Below are 24552 nucleotides of genomic sequence, written 5' to 3' on the forward strand. Positions count from 1 at the left end.
TGGGGTTATGCCGAGGTTCGGCAATTCAACTGGAGCAGGTTCAACTCTCGCAAGGCCACCGAGAACTTGGCGAACTCGTGCGTGCTCGTGGTCTTGAAGTCGGCCAACATGTGGGTCCAACGGGACAAGAGTTGCTCATGCTCCGAAATCCAGTCGGCCATTATGGTAGCGCATTCCCCCTGCTCTTTGCACCCTTCCAGTACCACGGAGGTGAGGCTGCGTTGCTGCCAGTCCAGATCTTCGCGGAAGGAGGCCCGCGCCATCGCCTGCCAGTGGTTGCCCACCGGCTGATGGTTGATCTGTTCGAGGAACCAGTGCAGATCCAGCTTGGCGCCCAGGCGGTAGTAGACGTTGGCAACCCGCAGGATGTCGGTCTTGTGCTCCGCAGCAATCTGCGCCAGATCCAGGCAGGAGAAGAGGCTGCTCATGTGGGCCACGCGACGGGCGATGGCCTCCGGCACCTGTTTCTCCACCAGGGCGGCGACCGCCTGGCTGTGTTCGGCCACTTCGCTTTCGTCCATTACCTCATAAAGGTGCTGACTCAGGGTCTCGAAGGCCGGGCGGAAGAAGGCGATGTTCTCGCCGATGCTCCAGCTGCGGTTGCGGGCGCGCAGGAACCAGCGGGTGGCGCGGCGTACGATGCGGCGGCTGTAGAACATCAGCTCGAGCTGGGTCTGGGCATCCACCCCGTTGTCACACCCTTCGATGTCACGCCACAGGGCGCCGAGGCCGAACACTTCCCGGGCCATGGCGAAGCAGCAGGCCACTTCCGCCACCGAGGCACCGGTCTCGTCCTTCATCCGGCTGGCGAAGTTGAGCCCCATGTCGTTGACCAGCATGTTGGCCACCCGGGTCGCGATGATCTCGCCTCGTAGCGGGTGCTGGGCCAGGGCAGCGCCAAATTGCTGCTGCAACTGGGTCGGGAAGCTGGTGACCAGCATGTTGGCGAGGAAGGGCTCCTCGGTCACTTCCGGGCAGTTGAGCTGCTCTTTGAGCACCATCTTGCCATAAGCCACCAGCACCGCCAGCTCGGGTCGGGTCAGCCCCTGCCCTGCCGCCATCCGCTCGGAGAGCTCCTCGTCGGAGGGGAGGAACTCGAGTGCCCGGTCCAGCTTGCCTTCCCGCTCCAGCCCCTGGATGAAGCGCTGCTGCTCTTTCAGCTGCTCGGCACCACGGAAGGCGGTCACCGAGATGGACTGTGACTGGCGATAGGCGTTGGTGATGACCACCTGGGCCACCGCATCCGTCATCTCGTAGAGCATCTGGTTGCGCTGCTTGAGGGTCAGGTCACCGGCCGCCACCAATTGGTTCAGCAGGATCTTGATGTTGACCTCGTTGTCGGAGCAATCCACCCCGCCCACGTTGTCGGTGAAGTCGGTGTTGATGCGACCACCCTGACTTGCATACTCCACCCGGCCAAGCTGGGTGAAGCCAAGATTGCCACCCTCGCCCACGATGCGGGCACGCAGGTCACGACCATTGACCCGCAGCACGTCGTTGCTGCGATCCCCGACGTCGGCGTCGCTCTCGCGGGCGCTCTTCACATAGGTGCCGATGCCGCCGTTCCAGAGCAGGTCGACGTTCAGGCAGAGCAGCGCCTTGATCAGCTCGTTCGGGGCCATGCCGCTCTTGTCGGTGCCGAGCAGGGTCTGCATTTCCGGACTCAGCTTGATGGACTTGGCAGAGCGCAGGAAGATGCCGCCCCCCTTGGAGATGAGCTCACGGTTGTAGTCATCCCAGCTGGAGCCGGGCAGCTCGAACAGGCGCTTGCGCTCGACGAAGCTCCTGGCCGCATCCGGGGTCGGGTCGACGAAGATGTGCATGTGGTTGAAGGCGCCCACCAGCTGGATGTGCTCGGAGAGCAGCATGCCGTTGCCGAACACGTCGCCGGCCATGTCGCCTATCCCCACGCACGTGAAGTCGGTGGTCTGGCAGTTGATGCCAATCTCACGGAAGTGGCGCTTGACCGATTCCCAGGCGCCGCGGGCGGTGATGCCCATCTTCTTGTGGTCATAGCCCACCGAGCCGCCGGAGGCAAACGCATCGCCGAGCCAGTGGCCGTATTCGAGGCTTATCTCGTTGGCGATGTCGGAGAAGGTCGCGGTGCCTTTGTCGGCCGCCACTACCAGGTAATAATCATCCTCGTCGTGACGCACCACGGATTTGGGCGGGATCACCTCGCCGCCGATGATGTTGTCGGTCACGTCGAGCAGACCGCGGATGAACAGACGGTAGCAGGCCTTGCCCTCCTCCTGGATGACGGCACGGGGGGCGCCTGCCGGCATCTGCTTGCAATAGAAGCCGCCCTTGGCGCCCACCGGCACGATAACGGTGTTCTTCACCTGCTGGGCTTTCACCAGACCCAGCACTTCGGTGCGGAAGTCCTCCTTGCGATCGGACCAGCGCAGGCCGCCACGGGCCACCTTGCCCCAGCGCAGGTGTACCCCTTCCACTCGCGGGGAGTAGACGAAGATCTCGAACTTCGGCAGCGGCAGCGGCATGTCGGTGATGCTGGAGGGGGCCAGCTTGAAGGAGATGTAGGGCTTGATGTTGCCCGCCTTGTCCAGCTGGTAGTAGTTGGTGCGCAGGGTGGCGTCGATCATCTCCACATAACGGCGAATGATGCGATCGTCATCCAGGTTGGCGACCTGATCCAGCTTGGCCGCAAGCTCCTCGTGCAGCTTGGCCTGCACCTTGGCATCCTGCTTGATGGCCGGATCCAGGCGCTGTTCGAACAGAGTGAACAGCAGTTGGGCGATGTCCGGATAACGGGTCAGGGTCTCCTCGATATAGGACTGGCTGAAGGAGACGCCGGTCTGGCGCATGTATTTGGCATAGGCCCGCAGCACGGATACCTGACGACCGGTGAGGCCGGCACCCAGCACCAGACGGTTGAAGCCGTCATCTTCCAGGGTCTTGCTCCAGATGGCGGCGAAGGCCTGCTGGAAGCGCTGCTGGCTCTGCTCCAGATCGAACGGTTGCTCACCGCGCAGCAGCATGGAGAAATCGAGGATCCAGAACACCTCGCCGGTGGGGGTCCGTACCTGATACGGGGTCTCGCCGATGACGCGCAGCCCCATGTTTTCCAGCATGGGCAGGACGTCGGAGAGGTGGATGGGTTCGCTTCGGTGGAACAGCTTGAGGCGTACCCGGCGATCGTTCTCCTCCTCCTGGGCGCGGTAGAACAGCATGCCAAGCGGCTCGGCCTCGCTCAATCCATCCAGGGCCATGATGTCCGCGACGGCAGAGCCCGGCAGCACATCTTCCTTGTAGGCACGGGGGAAGGCGGTGCTGAAACGGCGGCGCAGCTCGTTACCGCGGGCCTCGCCATAGTGGGAAAGCAGCACGGAATCCAGGCGGTCATCCCAGCTGCGGGCCGCTTCAATCAGGTTGTTCTGTACTTCGTTCACATCCACATCCACGTTGTTGTTGTTGACCCGCACTATGTAGTGGGTCCGTGCCAGCACGCCCTCGGTGAAGTAGACGTTGAACTCCACATCGATGCTGCTGCCAAAATATTTCTGCAAAATCTGCTGGGTCTTGACTCGCAGCGCCGTGTTGTAGCGCTCCTTGGTGACATAGACCATGCAGGAGAAGAAGCGGCCGTAGACATCGCGGCGCACGAACAGGCGCAGCATGTCCCGCTCCTGCATCTCCAGCACCCCGAGACCGGTGGCCAGCAGCTCCTCTTCACGGGCCTGGATCAGCTCGTCGCGCGGGTAGGTTTCCAGCACGTTCAGCAGCGCTTTGTAGGCATGAGAGCCCGATTCAAAGCCGGAGGCGGCCATGATGCGCTCGAGGCGGTGGCTGATGAGGGGGATCTGGGTCGCACTGGTGTTGTAGATGGAGGAGGCATACAGGCCGATGAAGCGATCCTCTCCCACCACCTTGCCGTGCTCGTCGAAACGCTTGATGCCGATGTAGTCCACATAGGCCGGACGATGCACCCGGGACTTGCTGTTGGACTTGGTGAGGATCAGCAAGTCGGAACTGAGGGCCGCGTGACGGGCGCTGGCGGGCATGGTGCCGAGGCGCTGGCCTTCGTCCTTGATGGAGTTCTTCATCAGCCCCAGGCTGGACTCGGGCTGCGGCAGGATCTCGTGATCCCCCTCCACCGCCTTGACGTCGTAGCGACGATAACCCATCAGGGTGAAGTTGTGGGCGGCCACCCATTTGAGGAAGGCGACGCAGGAGTCCACCTCGGCCTGGCTGACCGGGTTCTTGCGTTTGGGCAGCTCCTCGATGATCTCGTTCAGGCGCGCCAGCATGGGCTGCCAGTCTCCCACCGCCAGGGCCACTTCCCGCGCCACCGAGTTGAGCTCGGCAGTCAGGGCGTCCATCTCCTCTTCACCGGTCAGGTGATCGATTTCGATGAGGAAGGCTGTTTCCACCGAGGTCTGCTCTGCGGTGTTGTCCAGTTCCAGGATGGCGCCAATCTTGCCGCCTTCGCTGCGGATCAGGTGCAGCGGCTGGTGCAGCATCATGTGGGCGGTGATGTTGAGACGCTTGAGGGCCATGCGGATGGAGTCCACCAGGAAGGGGGAATCCTGCAGGATGATCTCGACGATGGTATGGGGAGACTGCCATCCGTGGCGGGTCAGCTCGGGGTTGTAGACCCGGATATAGGGCTCGATGCCGGTACGGTGGTTGAGGGCATTCCACAGACTGAGGGCGGCGCCATAGAGATCGCTGTCATTGCGGTCATGCAGATCAGTGCTGGCCATGTTGCCGTAGAACTTGGCAACGAAACATTCGACCAGGGAGGCACTGTTTTTCGGCAATTTCTGGTGGATCAGACTGAGAACGTTTTCGAGCAGAACGGATGTAGGGGCGTCTTTCAATGCCATTGCTAGTTTCCTTATCGGACGACATCACAGACACGGCGACATCCACCCAGGATGCGCGCCGGTACAGAGTTGCAGCGAAGTGTAATGGCTTGGATCAAGGAAGGCGAGCAAAGGTGATAACGGGATGTTAAAAACAAGGGACAGATCACGGCTTGGGTTGTGATAAATTTTGCCAAGTTGGCAAAATTCAGAAAATCGCACTGGTTGCCGCGCCATTTACCGGATAGATAGTGACTTAAAGCAGATATTTACCCGGATTGATGTTCAAGTTTTGTTAATTTATGCGTTCCAGGGAAATGAAGCGATGATCGTCCTGGGTTTTCAGTCGAAAGTAGCCGTGAACGCCGCTCTCCGACACAAAACGCCGGATTTTCTCCAACCCCAGCTCCAGGGTCAGACCCTGCTCGGTACGTACCACCAGGCGGTTCACCTGCCCCTGGTACATCAACATGATCTCGTCGCGGCCAAGGGAGAGCCGAAAAGTGTATTGCCTCATGTCACCTCCTGGTCATCCATGAAAAACGGGCAGGAGAGCCAGACTCCCCTGCCCGCCGTCGTGACGCTTATTGTGCCAGCGCCTTGCTCACCTTCTCGAACAGATCCCGCGCCAGCCCGTCCAGGTTGGCCAGGCGGGTCAGCTCGGCGCGAACCAGCGCCTTGCGCCCCTCATCGAGCCGCTTGAACTGGATAAGCGGGGTGATGAGGCGGGACGCCACCTGGGGATTGACCTCGTTGAGCTCGATCAAGAGATCGGTCAGGAAGCGATAGCCGCTGCCATCGGCGGCGTGGAACTGCACCTGGTTGTTCATGGCGAAGCTGCCGATGAGCGCCCGCAGCCGGTTCGGGTTGCGGATGCTGAAGGTCGGGTGCGCCATCGCCTGCTTCACGTCATCGAGCACATCCTTGGCCGGCTTGGCGCCCACCAGCCGCAGCCAGTTGTCCAGTACCAGGCCATCATGGGCCCACTTGCCTTCGAAGTCGGCCAAAAGCGCGGCGCGGCACGGCAGCAGATGGCTGTTGGCCACCTGGAGTGCAGCCAGGGTGTCGGTCATGTTGTCGGCGGCCCCGTACTGCTCGCGCACCAGGGTATCGGCCTTCGCGGCATCCAGCGCCGCCAGATAACCCAGCACCACGCCCTTGAGGGCCCGTTTGGCCATGTCGGCATGGACCACCTGATAAGCCGACAGACGCAGGCTCTCGTAGCACGCCAGCAGGCGGTCGCCGAAGGCGTGGGCCAATGCGGTCTGGATCCCGTTGCGCACCTGGTGGATGGCGTCGATATCGGCCACCTCGAACAGCTCGGCCAGGGTCGCCTCTCCCGGCAGGGCCAGGATCTCTGCCTTGAGGGCGGGATCCAGTGCAGCCTCGTCCAGAATGGCAACAAAGGCCGCCAGCAGGGTGTGGGAGAGTTCAACCCTCTGCCCGTGCTGGACCCGCGCCACCCCGTCGATCACCGCCTTGTTGATCAGCATCTGCGCCGCATCCCAGCGGGCAAACTCGTTGCGGGCATGGCGCATCAGGAAGGCCAGGGCCTCGTCGCTATAGTCATAGTGCAGCTTGACCGGGGCGGAGAAGTCCCGCAGCAGGGAGGGTACCGGTCTGACCGGCACCCGATCGAATTCGAAAGTCTGCTGTGCTTCCAGCACGTCCAGCACATTGCCGATGGCCTTGCCCTGGTATTGCAGCGGGATGACGGCACCCTGTGCATCGTAGAGCTCGATGTCGAGGGGGATATGCAGCGGCAGCTTTTGTGGCTGATCCTGGGTCGGCGGGGTGTGCTGGCTCACGTGCAGACGATAAACACCACTCGTGGCATCGTACTCGTCGGTCACGGTGAGCTCGGGGGTGCCGGACTGGCTGTACCAGCGGCGGAAGCGAGCGAGATCCACCCCGGAGGCATCCTCCATCGCCTGCACGAAGTCGTCGCAGGTGGCGGCAGAGCCGTCGTGACGCTCGAAGTAGAGGCGCATGCCCGCCTGGAAGGCGTCCTCCCCCAGCAGGGTGTGCATCATTCGGATCACTTCAGAGCCCTTCTCGTAGACGGTCAGGGTGTAGAAGTTGTTCATCTCAATCACCACATCCGGGCGGATGGGGTGGGCCATGGGGCCGGCATCTTCGGCAAACTGCGGACCGCGCACGGTGCGCACGTTGTTGATGCGGTTGACGCCGCGCGACCCCAGATCGGAGGAGAACTCCTGATCCCGGAACACCGTCAGCCCCTCTTTGAGGCTTAACTGGAACCAGTCGCGGCAGGTGACACGGTTGCCGGTCCAGTTGTGGAAGTATTCGTGGCCGATCACCCGCTCGATGCCGTGGTAGTCCGCATCGGTGGCAGTGGCCGGGTTGGCCAGCACGAACTTGGAGTTGAAGATGTTGAGCCCCTTGTTCTCCATGGCCCCCATGTTGAAAAAGTCCACCGCCACGATCATGTAGATGTCGAGGTCATACTCAAGGCCGAAACGCTGCTCGTCCCAGCGCATGGAGTTGATGAGGCTCTCCATGGCGAAACCGGCGCGGTCCAGGTTGCCCTTGTCCACGAAGATCTCGAGCGCCACCTGGCGGCCGCTTTTGGTAATGAAGTGGTTGCGTTCCACATCGAAGTCACCGGCAACCAGGGCAAACAGGTAACTCGGTTTGGGGAAGGGATCCTGCCACTGCACGAAGTGGCGACCGTCGTCCAGATCGCCGCTCGCGACCTTGTTGCCATTGGAGAGCAGATAGGGGTACTTGGCCTTGTCGGCGGTGATGCGGGTACTGTAACGGGCCAGGATGTCTGGCCTGTCCATGTAATAGGTGATACGACGAAAGCCCTCGGCCTCGCACTGGGTGCAATAGGCATCGCCGGATTTGTAGAGCCCCTCCAGCGCCGTGTTGGCGGCGGGATCGATGTCGGTGACCACGGTCAGCACGCACTCGGCCGGCAGGTTGAACAGAGTCAGGCTGCTCTCTCCCTGCTCGTATTGCTGATAGGGCACGCCATCCACACTGACGCTGACAAGGTCAAGCCCCTCGCCGTCCAGCACCAGGGGTTCGTTGTGATCGCCGCTGCGACGCAAACGGGAGATGGCGGTGACCCGGGTCAGGGGCTCTTGCAGCTGAAAATCGAGATCCAGACTGTCACACCAATAGAGGGGAGCCTGGTAATCCTGGCGATATTTGGCCGTCATGGCCTGAGGTTGTTCAGTCATTATTGTGTGCTTCCACGCTTTGTTATTGACGTGTCAGAGGCTGTCACAAGGCTCGGACAGGGTCAAATAGTTTGCATTCAGGCAAAAGAAAGGGCGACCCGAGTCGCCCTTGTCATTTCGTTGCCAGCATCAGCTATTCTTGCTGAGGGTGGCCAGATCCGCCGTGATGTTGGCCGCTTCCACCTGGTATTCGTCAGGTGCCTCGAAATCGGTCGGCAGTTCATCCAGGCTCTTCACCGTCGGCTTGCCAAGACGGGTCAGCCGCTCATTGGCTCGCGCCAGCGCCTTCTCGTCCTGTTTGGCCTGTTCAGCCAGCCGCTCGGCTTCGTTCAGGGAGACCGACTTCTTGTCCTTGTCCGCCTGATACTCCTTGATGTCCTGCAGCACATAGGCAAATTCCGGATCCTTGGTGATCCGTGCCTCGTGGGCCGCTTTCAGCTTGGGCAGCAGGCTGGAGAAGTCCCCCAGTCGCTCGTAGCTGGCCGAGGCAATCTTGTCCCAGGGCAAGGCGTTGAACTCGCGGCTCTCCCCCGTCTCCCCCGGCGCTACCGCAGTCGGGAAGGCGATATCGGGTGCAACGCCCTTGTTCTGGGTGCTGCCGCCATCGATACGGTAGAACTTGGCGATGGTGTACTGCACGTGACCCAGCGGCTGCTCGTAGAAGTCATAGACCTTGGCGAGGCTGCGATGCTGCTGCACCGTCCCCTTGCCGAACGAGTTTTCGCCGAGGATCAGCGCACGACCATAGTCCTGCATGGCGGCAGCGAAGATCTCGGAGGCCGAGGCGCTGTAGCGGTCGATCATCACCGACATGGGGCCACCGTAGTAGACATTGCCGTCGTCGTCGCCATTGACGGTGATGCGACCCATGTGATCACGGATCTGCACCACGGGGCCGCTGGCAAAGAAGAGACCGCTCAGGGCGGAGGCTTCCGTCAGGGCACCGCCACCGTTGCCGCGCAGATCGACGATGAGGCCGTCGATCTTCTGCTTGTTGAGGCTGGAGATCTCCTTGATCACGTCGTCGTGCAGGTTGACGTAGAAGCTCGGGATCTCGAGCACGCCGATCTTCTTGCCCTCGGCGGTGATCACCTTGGACTTGGCGGCTCTGTCTTCCAGACGCACCTTGTCACGCACCAGCTCCACCAGCTCGGTCTTGGCGGTCGCGCCCTTGCCGCGCTGGATCTCCAGCTTCACCTTGCTGCCCTTGGGCCCCTTGATGAGCTCGACCACGTCGTCAAGACGCCAGCCTATGACATCCACAATCTTGCCGTCGTCCTGCCCCACCCCGGTGATCTTGTCATCGGGTTTCAGGTGATTGGACTTGGCCGCCGGGCCGCCTGGCACCAGGGAGCGGATGACGGTGAAGTCATCTTCCGCCTGCAGCACGGCACCAATCCCCTCCAGCGAGAGGTTCATCTCGGTGTTGAACCGATCGGCGCTGCGCGGAGACAGATAGCTGGTGTGCGGTTCAATGGCGCGGGCGAAGGAGTTCATGAAGAGCTGGAACACGTCCTCGCTCTCGGTCTGGGACATCCGCTTGATGGCGTTGTTGTAACGCTTGCCAAGCAGCTCCTTGATCTCGGGCCACTCCTTGCCGCTGAGCTTGAGGCTCAGGGCATCGAACTTGACCCGCTGACGCCACAGCTCGTTGAGCTCGGCTTCATCCTTGGGCCAGAGAGCCCCTTCCCGATCGAAGACGTAATTGTCTTTCTGGGTAAAATCGAAGGGAGTGTCGAGCAGTTTGAGGGCGTATTCGAACCGCTCGTACCGCCGCTGCTGACTCAGGTTGAACATCTCGTAGGCCGGAGCCAGTCGCCCTCGCTCGAGGTCGGTGTCAAAACCGGTACGATATTTCTCAAAACGGCTGATGTCAGAGGCCAGAAACAGGTTGCGGCTGTAGTCCAGATTCTCCAGATACTTGTCAAAGATCACGGAGGAAAAGGCGTCGTCCAGCTTGAACTGTTTGTAGTGGGAGCGGGTAAACAGATTGGCAATTCGCTTGCTGGCCGTAGCATGTTGGCTCTCTTGAGCCAACACAGGCAAATCACTTTCCTTGAGCACCGGTTCGATGGCCTGTGCGAGCCCGGCAAGCGCCAGGCTACAGGCAACGAGTGAAAAACGAATCACGCCATGCTTCAACATTCGTCTCCTTAGAGAACCAGATGCTCGAACTTGACCCGCAACATCATGCCGGTCTGCAATTGAACCTGTACGTCATCCTTGGTCACTTCCTTGATGGTCGCAGGCACAGGGGACTTGCCCAGCACGACGCGAACGCCCTGCTCGACTTTCAGGGTAGCGGCATCCACTTTCACCAGCGGCGCATCGGCGACCGGTGCAGCCTTGGGAGCAGGGGCGGACTTGGGCTTGTCGGAGCGAGGAGCGTCAGCCTTGCGCGGCGCGTTGCGACGCGGCTGCTTGGGCTTGTCTTCCTTCTCCTTGGTGTTGGTGCGGCGGCTGGCAAAGACACGTTCCTTGCTCTCCTTGAGCGCCTGTTTGGCATGCTCGATGTGCTCTTCGGTGAGCAGCTCGCCCGGGTTGCCGTCCAGATCGACACGGGCCTGGCCAGCCTTGAGGCCATGCAGGTAACGCCAGCTGGAGGTGTATTGACGCAGAGCAGAGCGCAGCATGGTCTTGGAGACTCTCTCGTCATCAGCAAGACGCGCGGCCAGATCCTGGAAGATGCCAATCTTGAGTGGCTTGGCCTCTCCTTCAGCGATGAAGCAGGCCGGGAATTTCTCGACCAGGTAGGCGACGATCTCTTTACTGTTCTTCAGCTTTTCAGTGTTTTCCATGTATAACCTTGGCTTTCATATAGACGCACGGGCATGCCCGAACACAACAAAGGCCCCATTATAGAGAGCTTGGGACCTTTTGCGAACCATCTAGCAATGACTTAGAGCATGCTTTCCAAAATTTGCACCGTTTCTTCGAGGCCAATCCGGTCCTGCTCGTCAAAGCGGTTAAAGATTGGACTGTCGATGTCCAGCACCCCGATGATCTCCCCGCCACGGCGCAGCGGGATCACGATTTCCGAGTTGCTGGCACCGTCGCACGCAATGTGCCCCGCGAACTGGTGCACGTCGTCCACCAGCTGGGTCTTGCCCTCGGCCACCGCTGTGCCACAGACGCCGCGCCCGACCGGGATGCGCACACAGGCCGGCTTGCCCTGGAACGGGCCGAGAACCAGGGTCTCGCCCTGCAGCAGGTAGAAACCAACCCAGTTGATGTCAGCCAGTTCCTGATTGAGCAAGGCAGACAGGTTTGCCAGGGTGGCGATCATGTCGGGTTCGCCCTCCAGCAATGCCTGGGCCTGCTGGTTGAGCGTGCGATAAAATGCTTGTTTTTCAATCATGATTAAATGAACTTCACTCCTTGATAATCAATGCAAGGTACCGTCCTGCCTGAAAATTTCAAATCAATTTTCAATTATCCCCCCTCCTGGGGCTCGATGAGAGTCCGTTCAACGTGCCGCGCCCAACGTCAGTTGATGGCGCTGGCCATTGCTCCACTCGATGGTCAGGAGCCAGTCCATCGCCTCGGTCGTACAACTTCCCACCTGGGTCACCCCTCGCCACCCCGCATCGCTGGCTTCAAACAGCACGGGGATGAGCCCCATGAACATCTCCTTGCCCTCGAGCCAGGCCTTGACCGGCGTGATGGCCGGCACACCCCCTTGAAGGCGCAGGACAAAGTCATGTTCAGGGCGGATCGGCAAGCCATCGATGCTGACCGTCAGCGGGCGATCCCCGACGATGAGGCGGCAGGGGCTGTGGGACAGATCACAAATCTGAACATTGGTGTCCTCTTCATGATCGCTTCCAGTGCCTGAAAACCAGGTACGATAGGCCATCAGGGAGAGCAAAATGACCAGCACCATGGACAGGTGGACGATTTTGCGTGAAGTGAGTCTCTCTTTCATGAAAAAACAGCTCTGTAAGGTACTTTGAAAATGTAATTTTCGTGATCTGGCGCAAGGTAAAAACTGGCGGACATGAGGCCCGCTGGAGCCAAATATATCACTGTTTGTACTGTTATTTTACCGGTCATTTCAGTATCATTCTCAATGAATTTTCATTTAACCACCTTTTGCTTTTCCTTTTATTAACAGATGTTAACGAGAGGATTTTGCAAAACCGGGGTGAAAATGGCCAAGGACACCGGGCAACACAAACAACAGCATCGGAAGCGGAATACAACGATGAGCCATACAACAAACCACCCTGAGTACAACTACACCGTTGTGCGCCAGTTCACCGTCATGACGATTGTCTGGGGTATCGTCGGCATGTCGGTGGGTGTATTGATTGCAGCCCAGCTGATCTGGCCTGCCCTCAACTTCGACACCCCCTGGCTGACGTACAGCCGTCTGCGTCCCCTGCATACCAATGCGGTCATCTTCGCATTTGGTTGCAGCGCCCTGATGGCCACCTCCTTCTACGTGGTGCAACGCACCTGTCAGGTCCGGCTGTTTGGTGGTCCCCTCGCCTCCTTCGTGTTCTGGGGCTGGCAGGCGATCATTCTGTCTGCAGCCATCTCGCTGCCGCTGGGGTACACCACCTCCAAAGAGTACGCCGAGCTGGAGTGGCCCATCGACATCGCCATCGCCGTGGTCTGGGTGAGCTATGCCATCGTCTTCTTCGGCACCTTGGTCAAGCGCACCACCTCCCACATCTATGTGGCGAACTGGTTCTTCGGTGCCTTCATCATCACGGTGGCCGTGCTGCACATCGTCAACAACATGGAAGTGCCCCTCTCCGGCATGAAGTCCTACTCCATGTACTCCGGTGCCATGGATGCCATGGTGCAGTGGTGGTATGGCCACAACGCGGTGGGCTTCCTGCTGACGGCGGGCTTCCTTGGCATGATGTACTATTTCGTGCCCAAGCAGGCGGGTCGCCCCGTCTACTCCTACCGCCTCTCTATCGTGCACTTCTGGGCGCTGATCTCCCTCTATATCTGGGCCGGTCCGCACCACCTGCACTATACCGCCCTGCCTGACTGGGCTCAGTCGCTGGGCATGGTGATGTCCCTCATCCTGTTCGTGCCCTCCTGGGGCGGCATGATCAACGGCATCATGACCCTCTCGGGTGCCTGGCACAAGCTGCGTTATGACCCCATCCTGCGCTTCCTGATCGTCTCCCTGTCGTTCTACGGCATGTCGACCTTCGAAGGCCCCATGATGGCGATCAAGACCGTCAACGCCCTATCCCACTACACCGACTGGACTATCGGTCACGTTCACTCCGGTGCCCTGGGCTGGGTTGCCATGGTGTCCATCGGTGCCGTCTACCACCTGATCCCGAACCTGTTCGGGCAGGGGCGCATGTACAGTATCAAGCTCATCAACGTCCACTTCTGGCTGGCCACCGTGGGCACCGTGCTCTATATCGTCGCCATGTGGATTTCCGGTGTGATGCAGGGACTGATGTGGCGTGCGGTCAACGACGACGGCACCCTGACCTACAGCTTCGTGGAGGCGCTGCAAGCTTCCTATCCCTTCTACTTCGTGCGCTTCCTGGGTGGCTGCTTCTTCGTCACCGGCATGCTGCTGATGGCCTACAACGCCTATCGCACCGTCACTGCGCCCAAGGGTTCCCTGGAACCCGTCGCACAGCCAGCCTGATTTGAAGGGGTTTAAAGCATGAGCAACAACAACCGTCACGAGATTTTTGAAAAAAGCGTCCCCATGCTGGTCATTGGCATCATCTTCGCCATCAGCCTGGGGGGCCTGGTGGAAATCACCCCCCTGTTCTTCCAGAAGCAGACCAACGAGCCGGTGGAGGGCCTCAAACCCTACACCGCCCTGCAGATGGAAGGACGCGACATCTACATCCGCGAAGGCTGCACCGTCTGCCACAGCCAGATGATCCGCCCGTTCCGCGCCGAGACCGAACGCTACGGCCACTACTCAGTTGCCGGCGAGAGCGTCTGGGAGCACCCCTTCCTGTGGGGCTCCAAGCGTACCGGTCCGGATCTGGCCCGGGTCGGCGGCCGCTACTCCGATGACTGGCATCGCGCCCACCTCATCAACCCGCGTGATGTGGTGCCCGAGTCCAACATGCCGGCCTTCCCCTGGCTCGAGACCAATGTGCTGAGCGGCGAGCTGACTGGCAAGAAGCTGGCTCTGTTCCGGGATCACTTCGGCGTGCCCTATACCGATGCCGACATCGCTGGCGCCGGTGAGGCCGTCAAGGGCAAGACCGAGCTGGATGCGCTGATCGCCTATCTGCAATCACTGGGCCATGCCCTGAAATAAGGAGTCGGGATATGGATTACGGCACATTTCGCGGCCTGTACACCCTGCTGCTGATGGTCATCATGATTGGCATCATCGTCTGGGCCTACAGCAAGCGCCGCAAGGCTTCTTTCGACGAGGCCGCCAACCTGGTTTTTGCCGATGACGAGCAACCCAGTGCTGATAACAAGAACGCAGGAGCGAAGCAATAATGAGCACTCTGTTTAGCATTTTTGTGACCGTCATAAGCCTTGGCACCATTCTCGGCTGCTTCCTGCTGCTGGCCTGGTGCATGAAGGACAAGATGGGAGCCGAAGAGGGCAAACCCATGGGTCACACCTTCGACGGCATCGAGGAGATCAACAATCCCCTGCCGAAGTGGTGGTCCTATATGTTCCTCTTCTTCATCGTCACCGGGCTCATCTACCTGCTCGCCTTTCCGGGCCTTGGCAACTTCAAGGGTCTGCTGGGCTGGCAAAGCTCCAACCAGGATGTGCGTTCCTTGGCCGAGTCCAAGGCGGCGGCCGAGTCTGCCAAGGCCGAAGGACGCGCGGTGGAATACGACCGGGAACTCGCCAAGGCCGACGAGATCTACGGCGCCAAGTTCCGCGAGCTGACCTATCAGGCTGACGGCAAGAGCTACAAGGAGATCACCGAGATCGCCAAGGATCCGGAAGCCTTTAAGGTGGGTCAGCGCCTGTTCCTGCAAAACTGTTCCCAGTGTCATGGCTCCGATGCCCGCGGTGGCCGCGGTTTCCCGAACCTGACCGACAGCGAATGGCAGTGGGGCGGTGCCCCCGACCAGATCAAGACCACCATCATGGGCGGTCGTCAGGGGATCATGGCCGCCTGGGGCGATATCCTGGGTCAGGACGGGGTGAAGGAGGTTGCCTCCTATGTGCTGAGCCTCTCCGGTCGCAAGGTTGATCTGGTGGAAGCCAAGAAAGGGGAGGCACGCTTTGCCATGTGCGCCGCCTGCCACGGTCCGGATGCCAAGGGCGGCATCGCCTTCGGCGCACCGGATCTCACCAACAACATCTGGCTCTATGGCGGCTCCCGTCAGGTGGTCGAACAGACCATCACCCACGGGCGCCACGGCGTGATGCCGGCCTGGAAGGACATTCTGGGGGAAGACAAGGTACATCTGCTCGCTTCCTACGTTTACAGCTTGTCCCACAACGATCGGCAAAATCAGCAGTAACATGTGATAAGCACGTGATTAATCAGCAAAAAGCCTCGACTCTTCGAGGCTTTTTGTTATCTTGTGTCGGCTGAATTACCGCCATTTCGTTAACCATTTGTTTCGGTAGCATCATGACTCAACCCTGGTATCGCCAATTCTGGCCCTGGTTCATCATCGCCCTCCCCTGCGCCGCCGTGGTAGGCAGCATCGCCACCGCCATCATTGCCAGCAAGGATGGGGTCAACCTGGTGGCGGAGGACTACTACAAGCAGGGCAAGGAGATTAACCAGGATCTCAGCAAGTTCGATCGCGCCGAGGCGCTCGGCATCCGTATCGCCCTCAATGTCAGCGACAAGGAGCTGACGTTAAATCCACTGTCCGGGGATTTCCCCCTCGGGCAGGCACTGCACCTCTCCCTGTTTCATCCCACGTTGGCGGGCCTGGACAGCGAACATCTGCTGACGGCCGATGGCAAGGGAGTCTATCGCCTGATGCTCGACAAGCCCCTCACCGGCAAGTGGCACGTGCGGGTCGATGCCTTCAACCATGAATGGCGCCTCCAGGAGACGGCACAACTGCCGACTCAGGCAGCGATTGAGCTCGATCCCAAGGGACGTTGAATCACGAAGGCAGGGTGATCGGCACGCCGGTCAGCCGCCCTTCTCCCCGACCCGGCCTGCAGGGCTGCATCAAAGAGGGATGATCACCATGACCGGCTGTTTTCACTGTGGTGAACCGGTTCCCACTGGCAGTAACTTTACTCTCGAGATCAAAGGCATCGTTCAGCCGATGTGTTGCCCTGGCTGTCAGGCCGTGGCACAGACCATTCTCGAATGCGGCCTCGCCAGTTATTACGAACACCGCACCGCTCCCGGCATCAAGGGGGAACTGGTGCCCGAAGAGCTCGCCGCCCTCACCCACTACGATCTGGCGGAGGTGCAGCAGGAGTTCGTCACCGACACCGGTACGGGTCGCGAAACTACGCGCGAGATCCAACTGACGGTGGAAGGTTTGACCTGCGCCGCCTGTGCCTGGCTCATCGAGCGGCACCTGATGACCCTGCGCGGTCTGCGTTACATCAACGTCAATACCACCACCCATCGCGCCCGCATCAAGTGGGATCCGGCCCAGCTCTCTTTGAGCGACATTCTCAAGGGCTTTGCCAGGGTCGGCTATCGCGCCTATCCCTTCCAGACTCATCAGCAGGAAGCGCTCTACGCCAAAGAGGTGCGCAGCTACATGTTCCGCATGGCGCTGGCCGGCCTTGGCTCCATGCAGGTGATGATGTGCGCCGTGGCACTCTACATGGACCTCTTCATCAGCGTGGAAGAGGAGTTCATGATCTACTTCAAGTGGATAAGCCTTCTGCTCTCCACCCCCATCATGATCTACTCGGCCCAGCCTTTTTACGTGGGGGCATGGCGCAGCCTGAAGCAGGGGCACCTCTCCATGGATGTTTCGGTGTCGCTGGCACTGATCGGCGCCTTCGTCGCCTCCATCTGGGCCACGGTCTTCAACACGGGTGAGGTCTATTACGACTCCATCACCATGTTCGTCTTTTTCCTGCTGTTGGGCCGTCTGCTGGAACTACGAGCGAGGCGCAAGGCGTCGGAGTCGAGCTCCAACCTGGCGCGTCTGGTGCCCATCATGGCGACCCGCATCGATGATGACGGCGAACACGAGGTGGCCGCCAAGACGCTGCGAGTCGGAGACAGGGTGCGGGTACTCGCGGGGGCCACCCTGCCGGCAGACGGCATCGTCACCTTGGGCCAGGCCAGCCTCAACGAATCCATGCTGACTGGCGAACAGTTGCCTCTGCTCAAGCAGGCCGGGGATCCCGTCTATGCAGGCACCATCAATACCGATGCCCCCCTGGAGATCCGGGTCAGCCATCCCATTGAAGAGTCGCGTCTGGCCCAGATCATGCGCCTGCAGGATCATGCTCTGGACGACAAGCCCGCCATCGCCCAACTGGCGGACGTGCTGTCGCGCCACTTTATCCTGGTGCTCCTGATCATTGCGTCCGCGGTCTGGACCTTCTGGCATTTTCATCAGCCCGAGCGGGCCTTCTGGGTCACCCTGGCGGTGCTGGTGGCGACCTGTCCCTGCGCCCTCTCGCTGGCCACCCCGACCGCACTGACCTCGGCCACTGCCAACCTGACCCGCAGCGGCATCCTGCTGCGCCGCGGCCACGTGCTGGACATTCTGACCCGGGCCAACCGCATCGTGATGGACAAGACGGGAACCCTGACCACGGGCAACATCAGCCTGGTGAGCACCCAGCCCCTCGGCGAGCTCGACGCAGCCCGCTGCCTCGCACTCGCCCATGCCCTGGAGACCTACTCCGAGCACCCCATCGCCCGTGCGTTTCGAAGCAAACCACTGGCGGACGGGGTGCCGCTCGCCGCCAGCGACGTCACCCCCGTCATCGGCCACGGCGTGCAGGGAGTAATTGAGGGCAAGCATTACCGCATCGGCAGTGCACGCTGGCTCGAACTGGCGCAAGAAGAGAATGCCGCTCAAGGGCTGACCATCTATCTGGCCGATGAACACGGACTGCTGGCCCGTTTCATCCTGGCCGACACGCTGCGCCCCGATGCCGGTGCACTGATCCAGGCCTTCAAGGAGGCAGGCCTGCAAACCACCATTCTCACCGGCGACGGTTCGGACCAGGCGGACATGCTGGCCCGCGAGCTGGGGGTCGATGAGCTGGTAAAAGGGGTCACCCCGGACGGCAAGCTGGCCTATCTCAAGGCCCGGGAAGCGGCCGGGGATATCAGCATCATGGTGGGAGATGGCATCAACGACGCCCCTGTGCTGGCCGGCGCCCACGCGTCCTTTGCCATGGCGGGGGGCACGGATCTGGCCAAGAACAGTGCCGACGCCATCCTGCTGGCCGACGATCTCTCCCGTCTGCTGGCCGCCCGGGCCCAGGCCCTGCGCACTCGCAAGATCATCAAGGAGAACTTTGCCTGGTCCATCGGCTACAACCTGCTTGTGCTGCCGCTGGCGGCAAGTGGCTGGCTCCCCCCTTATCTGGCGGCTGCTGGCATGTCCCTGAGCTCCCTCATCGTGGTCACCAACTCCATGCGGCTCAACCGGTGAGCAGCCATCTGGCATCCTCCCGGGTGGCGGCACCTCTTGCCTCGCCGGGTTATCATCCCCCTTTCACCACAGGGTCCGCGCCATGAACATTATCTTCGTCCTCATCCCCATCGCCATCCTGTTCGTTGTCATTGCCGGCGCCGTCTTCTTCTGGGCCATCCGCTCCGAGCAGTTCGAGGATCTCGACAGGCAGGGCTCCAACATCCTGTTTGACGAGGAGCAGCGCCCCTTGCCCCCCTCTGAACAACAAGCAGAACAGGAAAACAGGCCCCATGACCAGCAGCCTTGACCTCATGGGCGCCCTGCTGGTCGGGCTTGCCGGTGCCGGCCACTGTATCGGCATGTGTGGCGGCGTGTCCGCAGCGCTCTCCATGGCCATACCTGCAGAGAAGCAGCATTTTTGGGGCAGGCTCGGTTATCTGCTCAACTACAACCTGGGGCGCATCCTGAGCTATGTGCTGGCGGGCGCGCTGGTGGGCGGCTTGCTCGCCACCACCACGGAGATAGGCGCTGGCAAACACGCCCTGGCAGGGCTTCGCCTCATCGCCGCCCTGCTGATGATAGCGCTCGGCCTCTACTTGGCTGGCTGGTGGCATGGCGTCTTGCTGCTCGAGCGCATCGGTGCGAAGTTCTGGCCTCTCATCAAGCCGCTGGCAGGCAGGTTTCTCCCGTTTACATCAGCCAGGCAGGCCCTCCCCTTTGGCATGATATGGGGCTGGCTCCCTTGCGGCCTCGTCTACTCCATGCTGACCTGGAGCGCTGCCGCAGGCTCCGCGAGTGGCGGGGCACTCATCATGCTCTTTTTCGGCCTCGGCACCCTGCCGACCCTGTTTGCGCTAGGGGGGCTGGCAGACCGATTGCGCTACTGGCTCACCCTGCGCAGCCTGCGCCTTGGGGGCGCCTTGCTGCTTATTGCCTACGGGATCCACACCCTCTGGATCGGGATGGCGTCCTTTTGAAACCCTATCCAAAACGGATGAGATGGTGGTAAACTTGTTTGATATAAATCAATTATTCATTTGAGCCTATGATCCCGGACAAGAAACCTGGCAGACGTATTCAGAGCGGTGGCTGTGCAATTCATTGCCAGGATTGCAGCATCAGCCAGCTCTGCATCCCCTTCACCCTGAACGATAACGAGCTCGATCAGCTCGACAGCATCATCGAGCGCAAAAAGCCGTTCCAGAAGGGTGAAGAGTTGTTCAAGGCCGGCGATGAGCTCAAGTCGCTCTATGCCATACGTTCCGGGACCATCAAGTCATACACCATCACCGAACAGGGTGACGAACAGATCACCGCCTTCCACCTCGCCGGTGATCTGGTCGGTTTCGACGCCATCCACAAGCAGGCCCACCCCTCCTTCGCCCAGGCGCTGGAAACCGCCATGGTGTGCGAAATACCGTTCGATGTGCTCGACGACCTCTCTGGCAAGATGCCCAAACTGCGCCAGCAGATCATGCGGCTGATGAGCAACGAGATCATGGGCGACCAGGAGATGATACTGCTGCTCTCCAAAAAGAACGCCGAAGAGCGCCTCGCTGCCTTCCTGCACAATCTCTCGGTTCGTTTCTCCGAGCGCGGCTTCTCCGCCAAGGAGTTCCGCCTCTCCATGACCCGTGGAGACATCGGCAACTACCTCGGTCTCACCGTCGAGACCATCAGCCGCCTGCTGGGCCGTTTCCAGAAATCCGGTCTCATCAGCGTCAAAGGCAAATACATTACTGTACTGGACAACGTTGCCTTGGGCGTCATGGCCGGAGCCACTCGTCCTCCCTGCGGTTAATCCCCGTTTATTCCCTTTTTTGCCGGATCGGATCACCCTGAAATTTGATCCGGCACACCTTCCCGTCTCCCCCCTTGGACTAAGCTGTAATAGCTAAAGAGTTGCCATCATTGGCCTTTTTGCTAAGGAGGAGAACATGGTCAAGTACCGAAACATTCTGGTGGTGATCAATCCCGAGGAGGAGCGCCAGATCGCGCTCGAGCGCGCGGTCAAGGTCGCCGAGCTGGATGAGGGTGCCCAGCTGACCCTGCTCCTGACGATTTACGACTTCTCTTACGAGATGACCGCCATGCTCTCGGCAGACGAGCGGGAAGAGATGCGCCATGGTGTCATCGCCCAGCGTCGGGAGTGGCTCGACGAGATCCTCACTCCCTATCGGGCCAGAGGGCTGGAATGCGAAGTGAAAGTGCTTTGGCACAACCGTCCCTTCGAGTGCGTCATTCAGGAAGTGCTGGAACAGCGTCACGATCTGGTCGTCAAGGCTACTCACAAACACTCCTTCCTGCAAACCTTCATCTTCACCCCCACCGACTGGCACCTGCTGCGCAAATGCCCCTGTCCGGTTCTGCTGGTAAAAGAAGGGCACTGGCAACGGGGGGGCAACCTGATTGCCGCCATCAACTGCTCGAGCGATGACAAGGAGCAGAAGGTGCTTAACGAGCGGATCACCCGCGAGGGGATCGCCATCGCCGAGCTGCTTGGTGCCAGTCTCTATCTGGTCAACACCTACCCGGGCACCCCGGTCAATGTCGCCATCGAACTGCCAGAGTTCGATCCCAACGCCTACAACGATGCCATTCGCAAACACCATGAAGATCTGCTGCGGGAACATGCCGATCAATTCGGCATCAACCACATGTGGACCAAGGTGGCGGAAGGCTTGCCGGAGGAGGTGCTGCCGGACATGGCGGACGATCTGAATGCCACCCTGATGATCATGGGATGCGTCGGCCGTACCGGCCTCTCTGCCGCCCTGCTTGGCAACACCGCCGAGCACGTGGTGGACAGGCTCAACTGCGACATTCTCATCCTCAAACCCGACGATTACAGCTGCCCTGTGGATGACAGGCGTCATCCTGCATAAGCGTTTCTTGCCCTCCCCCGGGACATGGCTATAATAAGCCGCTTATTTTTGTCCCGGGTTTGAGGCCATGCTAGAAGAGCTTAACGCCAAAGAGAAATACAGTTTCAACAAGCTGCAGAAACGTCTGCGGCGCAACGTGGGCCAGGCCATCGCCGACTTCAACATGATTGAAGAGGGTGACAAGATCATGGTCTGCCTGTCTGGCGGCAAGGACAGCTTTGCCATGCTCGACATCCTGATGAGCCTGAAGGCCAGCGCCCCCATCCATTTCGATCTGGTGGCCGTCAACCTGGATCAGAAGCAACCCGGCTTCCCCGAGCACGTGCTGCCCGAATACCTGAGCACTCTCGGCATCGACTTCAAGATCGTGGAAGAAGATACCTATTCCATCGTCAAGGAGAAGGTACCGGAGGGCAAGACTACCTGCGCGCTCTGCTCCCGCCTGCGCCGCGGCATTCTGTATCGCACCGCCCAGGAGCTGGGCTGTACCAAGATCGCCCTTGGCCATCACCGTGACGACATCCTCGAGACCCTGTTCCTCAACATGTTTTACGGTGGCAAGCTCAAATCCATGCCCCCCAAGCTGGTGAGCGACGATGGCAAGAACGTGGTGATCCGCCCCCTGGCCTACTGCAAGGAGAAAGATCTGGTGCGCTATGCCGAGGTCAAGGCCTTCCCCATCATCCCCTGCAACCTGTGCGGCTCCCAGGAGAACCTGCAGCGCCAGGCCATCAAGCAGATGATGCAGGAGTGGGATCGCCGCTTCCCAGGCCGTCTCGAGACCATGTTCACCGCCATTCAGGACGTGATCCCGAGCCACCTGCTCGATCACCAGCTGTTTGACTTCAAGAGCATCAATCGCGACTCCGGCATCATCGACGGTGGCGACAAGGCATTTGATCCGCCCGAGCTGCCCAAGGTGCCGCTGCTGGACATCGACGAGATGGACATGCTGGACGTGATTGAGGTGCGCTAAGCCCCGTCACCCACAAAAAAGGAGCGCCAGGCGCTCCTTTTTTCATTCTGGCAATCTGCGGACTCGGGTCGCTACTCCTTGTGTAGCCAGGGGGTCAGGCGCAGGATCTCCCCTTGCAGTTGCAGCTTGCCCTGGGCAAACCCCTTCAGCTGCGCATTGCTGAGCAGCAGTTGCCCCTGCTGCCAGGAGACGGCCTCCTGACGGGCACCCTCCACAAGGTAGGCTGTGCCTGCGGGCGCCACCATGGAGATCCGCACCCCTTCCATCTTGGGCAGGAAATACTGGCCGACCATGCCGGCCATCTTGTCGAGCAATCGCTGCATCTGCTGCTGACGCGAGACAAGTTCGGCCAGCGGCACCTCGGGTGTGGCGGGGGCGTCAGCCATCACCTGTACCGACAGATCACAGGCGGCGTGGGCCTCGGTGAGCCCCACCACCACGATCGCCTTGTCGAGGTTGAGATCATCGTCATAGGGCAGACGCAGTTCGCCATCCACCGTGACCTCGGCGGGCACATCCCTGTCCGGGGTCGAGACCCGGGCCGAGGTGAGCCCGCAGCGCCGACCGTTCTGTTGACTGGCCAGATAAAAGCCCAGTCTGGCGTGGCCAAATTCCCCCTTGGCGAAGGTCTTCATCTGGCTGTAGAAGGTGCCGTAGTCGAGTTCAAGGGACGGCTCAGCCTGTCCCAGCATGGGCATCAGCAGGAGCGCCGCCATCCCGTATCGCTTGTTCATATGCCATCCTTTTGCATCATGCTCCGGGCGGGTCGACACCGGCTGACCCCTGGTATTCCATTATGCGTTGAAATGATCCGGGCCCTGCCCGTTGTTGCCACTGGCAACCTCGGTCACTTCGACTGCCACCCCACACAGATCCCGGTAGAGAATGCCCTTGCAGTTGAAGTAGAGCGGCGCCACCCAGATAAGTCCCAGCCCCATGGGGATGAGCGCCAGGAAGAAGAGTGCCAGCATGACCCCGTGCAGCAGCACTATGCTGGGCCAGCCCCGGGCAAAGAGCTTGAGGGAGACCAGAATGGCCTGAGCCGGGGAAAGACCGCGCTCCAGCACCAGAGGTACGGTAAACACCAGCCCCATGCCCACCAGGGCGGAAGGGATGAAGGCCAGCATCACAGGCACACCCAGCAGCTCGAACAGGGGTCCAAACAGGCTGGTGATGAGGCTGCCGAGCAGACTCAGGCTGCCCAGGCGCAGGAAGTGGCGGAAGAAGTCGAACACCTGGCTCGGCCGGGCGCGTACCCCCACCGACTGCTGCAACCCCAGCATGTCGAGGGAGGAGGTCATGGGTGACATGATCACCGTGACCAGCAGGCTCAGGATCAGGGCCATATCCATATCCCCTCCTTCACGGGCGACATAGGGCGTCAGCAAGGTATTGCTCAGCAGGATCCAGATTGCCATGACCCCGGCGATGGCCAGCGCCAATCCGAAACCGGTGCGACGAGTCTGTTGCCACCCCTCTTTCAACACCCCTTGCAGGTCCAGACGATATCCCTGGCTGAGGGACTGTTCGAGGGTTCCACCGATCCGCATTCTATTACTCAATTGACTGTCCAACATTCACTGACGACTGATCCAAGGTGGCACATTATAGCGGTTTGAACCGGCATGCGTAGCCGTTTTTCCTGTTATCTTCCGTTCAGAAAGCCATTGATACCAAAGGCCTTGCAGCCCTACTTGATGAAGTTCCCCTCACCCTTGGCCCCTCTGTCCAACGGGAGTAGGATGTTGACATCCTCCCCCACCTTAGCGCTTCGCGTCACAGGAGGGGGATTCCCATTACTGGGTGATCATGTACAGAACCTTAAGCGGCAAGCGAATTAATAATACCGTCTAACGTGTTGTTTTGCTTGGATTTTCTCTGCCTACTCTTTTTGCCGTTTTTGGATAAATACACCATTGCCCACTCCAACTTCTCTGTTATTTCCTGCCACGCACCATGGATGATGCTCGCCAATATCGGCATTAACCAAAGCGCGCTGTTTTTGGCAATCTTCAGCATCGATAACTCCGCGCTGCCAATCAGCGTCAGCGCCAGCCGACGTTTGACCAGCAAGGCCAGCAAACTAGCCCAGATCAAGCCTTCCGCTATCGCTTTTTGTCGTGTCGCGAACGCCTTCAACCGGTT

21 protein-coding genes and 1 pseudogene are annotated in these 24552 nt (G+C 60.2%); 12 read left to right on the top strand and 10 right to left on the bottom strand.

Annotated elements, in window-relative coordinates:
- Positions 1 to 5: 5 nt before the first annotated feature.
- The 7 genes from OKC30_RS03855 to OKC30_RS03885 all read right to left on the bottom strand — a co-directional run bounded on the left by OKC30_RS03855 (position 6) and on the right by OKC30_RS03885 (position 11960).
- Entirely contained in the window at positions 6 to 4847 is a 4842-nt protein-coding gene (locus tag OKC30_RS03855; RefSeq protein WP_270663745.1) for an NAD-glutamate dehydrogenase, read from the bottom strand.
- Between the two features lie 274 nt (positions 4848 to 5121).
- Complete coding sequence (locus tag OKC30_RS03860) at positions 5122 to 5343, bottom strand: DUF2835 family protein (RefSeq protein WP_010674767.1); 222 nt, start codon at positions 5341 to 5343, stop codon at positions 5122 to 5124.
- Positions 5344 to 5410: 67 nt separating this feature from the next.
- Positions 5411 to 8035 (bottom strand): aminopeptidase N, encoded by a 2625-nt coding sequence (gene pepN / locus OKC30_RS03865; protein ID WP_270663743.1) that lies wholly within the window; start codon positions 8033 to 8035, stop codon positions 5411 to 5413.
- 129 nt (positions 8036 to 8164) lie between these two features.
- Positions 8165 to 10180, bottom strand: a complete 2016-nt coding sequence (gene prc, locus OKC30_RS03870; protein WP_270663741.1) for a carboxy terminal-processing peptidase — start codon at positions 10178 to 10180, stop codon at positions 8165 to 8167.
- Positions 10181 to 10188: 8 nt separating this feature from the next.
- A complete protein-coding gene (proQ, locus tag OKC30_RS03875; protein WP_010674770.1) occupies positions 10189 to 10833 on the bottom strand; it encodes an RNA chaperone ProQ in 645 nt (214 codons plus the stop codon).
- Between the two features lie 101 nt (positions 10834 to 10934).
- Positions 10935 to 11393, bottom strand: a complete 459-nt coding sequence (locus OKC30_RS03880; RefSeq protein ID WP_010674771.1) for a GAF domain-containing protein — start codon at positions 11391 to 11393, stop codon at positions 10935 to 10937.
- 108 nt (positions 11394 to 11501) lie between these two features.
- The gene (locus OKC30_RS03885) at positions 11502 to 11960 is read right to left on the bottom strand and encodes a hypothetical protein (RefSeq protein ID WP_270663739.1); all 459 of its coding nucleotides are present in this window, start codon (positions 11958 to 11960) and stop codon (positions 11502 to 11504) included.
- A 41-nt stretch (positions 11961 to 12001) separates the two neighbouring features.
- Here OKC30_RS03885 and OKC30_RS03890 point away from each other — a divergent pair, with 41 nt between their 5' ends.
- From OKC30_RS03890 to ttcA, 12 genes are all read left to right on the top strand, one after another.
- The gene (locus OKC30_RS03890) at positions 12002 to 12265 is read left to right on the top strand and encodes a hypothetical protein (protein ID WP_270663737.1); all 264 of its coding nucleotides are present in this window, start codon (positions 12002 to 12004) and stop codon (positions 12263 to 12265) included.
- The gene (gene ccoN / locus OKC30_RS03895; protein ID WP_010674773.1) at positions 12240 to 13664 is read left to right on the top strand and encodes a cytochrome-c oxidase, cbb3-type subunit I; all 1425 of its coding nucleotides are present in this window, start codon (positions 12240 to 12242) and stop codon (positions 13662 to 13664) included. The genes OKC30_RS03890 and ccoN overlap by 26 nt, the downstream gene beginning before the upstream one ends.
- 18 nt (positions 13665 to 13682) lie before the next feature.
- Entirely contained in the window at positions 13683 to 14297 is a 615-nt protein-coding gene (gene ccoO, locus OKC30_RS03900) for a cytochrome-c oxidase, cbb3-type subunit II (RefSeq protein ID WP_010674774.1), read from the top strand.
- A gap of 11 nt (positions 14298 to 14308) precedes the next feature.
- Positions 14309 to 14488, top strand: coding sequence for a CcoQ/FixQ family Cbb3-type cytochrome c oxidase assembly chaperone (locus OKC30_RS03905; RefSeq protein ID WP_010674775.1), 180 nt, complete (start codon positions 14309 to 14311; stop codon positions 14486 to 14488).
- Positions 14488 to 15477, top strand: coding sequence for a cytochrome-c oxidase, cbb3-type subunit III (gene ccoP, locus OKC30_RS03910; protein WP_270663732.1), 990 nt, complete (start codon positions 14488 to 14490; stop codon positions 15475 to 15477). Before OKC30_RS03905 ends, ccoP begins: the two co-directional genes overlap by 1 nt.
- A 113-nt stretch (positions 15478 to 15590) precedes the next feature.
- Positions 15591 to 16079: a FixH family protein gene (locus OKC30_RS03915; protein ID WP_010674777.1), complete on the top strand. Its 489-nt coding sequence runs from the start codon at positions 15591 to 15593 to the stop codon at positions 16077 to 16079.
- An 88-nt stretch (positions 16080 to 16167) separates the two neighbouring features.
- Entirely contained in the window at positions 16168 to 18564 is a 2397-nt protein-coding gene (locus OKC30_RS03920) for a heavy metal translocating P-type ATPase (protein WP_270663731.1), read from the top strand.
- A gap of 82 nt (positions 18565 to 18646) precedes the next feature.
- Entirely contained in the window at positions 18647 to 18853 is a 207-nt protein-coding gene (ccoS, locus tag OKC30_RS03925; protein ID WP_041211434.1) for a cbb3-type cytochrome oxidase assembly protein CcoS, read from the top strand.
- Positions 18837 to 19523 (top strand): sulfite exporter TauE/SafE family protein, encoded by a 687-nt coding sequence (locus tag OKC30_RS03930; RefSeq protein ID WP_010674780.1) that lies wholly within the window; start codon positions 18837 to 18839, stop codon positions 19521 to 19523. Before ccoS ends, OKC30_RS03930 begins: the two co-directional genes overlap by 17 nt.
- Positions 19524 to 19591: 68 nt before the next feature.
- Positions 19592 to 20347, top strand: a complete 756-nt coding sequence (locus tag OKC30_RS03935) for an FNR family transcription factor (protein WP_010674781.1) — start codon at positions 19592 to 19594, stop codon at positions 20345 to 20347.
- A 136-nt stretch (positions 20348 to 20483) separates the two neighbouring features.
- Positions 20484 to 21431 (top strand): universal stress protein UspE, encoded by a 948-nt coding sequence (gene uspE, locus OKC30_RS03940; RefSeq protein WP_039040780.1) that lies wholly within the window; start codon positions 20484 to 20486, stop codon positions 21429 to 21431.
- Positions 21432 to 21498: 67 nt separating this feature from the next.
- Complete coding sequence (gene ttcA / locus OKC30_RS03945) at positions 21499 to 22407, top strand: tRNA 2-thiocytidine(32) synthetase TtcA (RefSeq protein WP_052814627.1); 909 nt, start codon at positions 21499 to 21501, stop codon at positions 22405 to 22407.
- Positions 22408 to 22478: 71 nt separating this feature from the next.
- Here the strand turns inward: ttcA and OKC30_RS03950 are convergent, their stop codons facing one another.
- The 3 genes and pseudogenes from OKC30_RS03950 to OKC30_RS03960 all read right to left on the bottom strand — a co-directional run.
- Positions 22479 to 23141 (bottom strand): DUF2987 domain-containing protein, encoded by a 663-nt coding sequence (locus tag OKC30_RS03950; protein ID WP_041211435.1) that lies wholly within the window; start codon positions 23139 to 23141, stop codon positions 22479 to 22481.
- A gap of 60 nt (positions 23142 to 23201) precedes the next feature.
- The gene (locus OKC30_RS03955) at positions 23202 to 23957 is read right to left on the bottom strand and encodes a hypothetical protein (protein ID WP_052815447.1); all 756 of its coding nucleotides are present in this window, start codon (positions 23955 to 23957) and stop codon (positions 23202 to 23204) included.
- 271 nt (positions 23958 to 24228) lie between these two features.
- A pseudogene (locus OKC30_RS03960) lies at positions 24229 to 24552 on the bottom strand (IS4 family transposase); the annotation flags it as partial.

The organism is Aeromonas sp. QDB18, assembly GCF_027705325.1.
GTDB lineage: Bacteria > Pseudomonadota > Gammaproteobacteria > Enterobacterales > Aeromonadaceae > Aeromonas > Aeromonas caviae.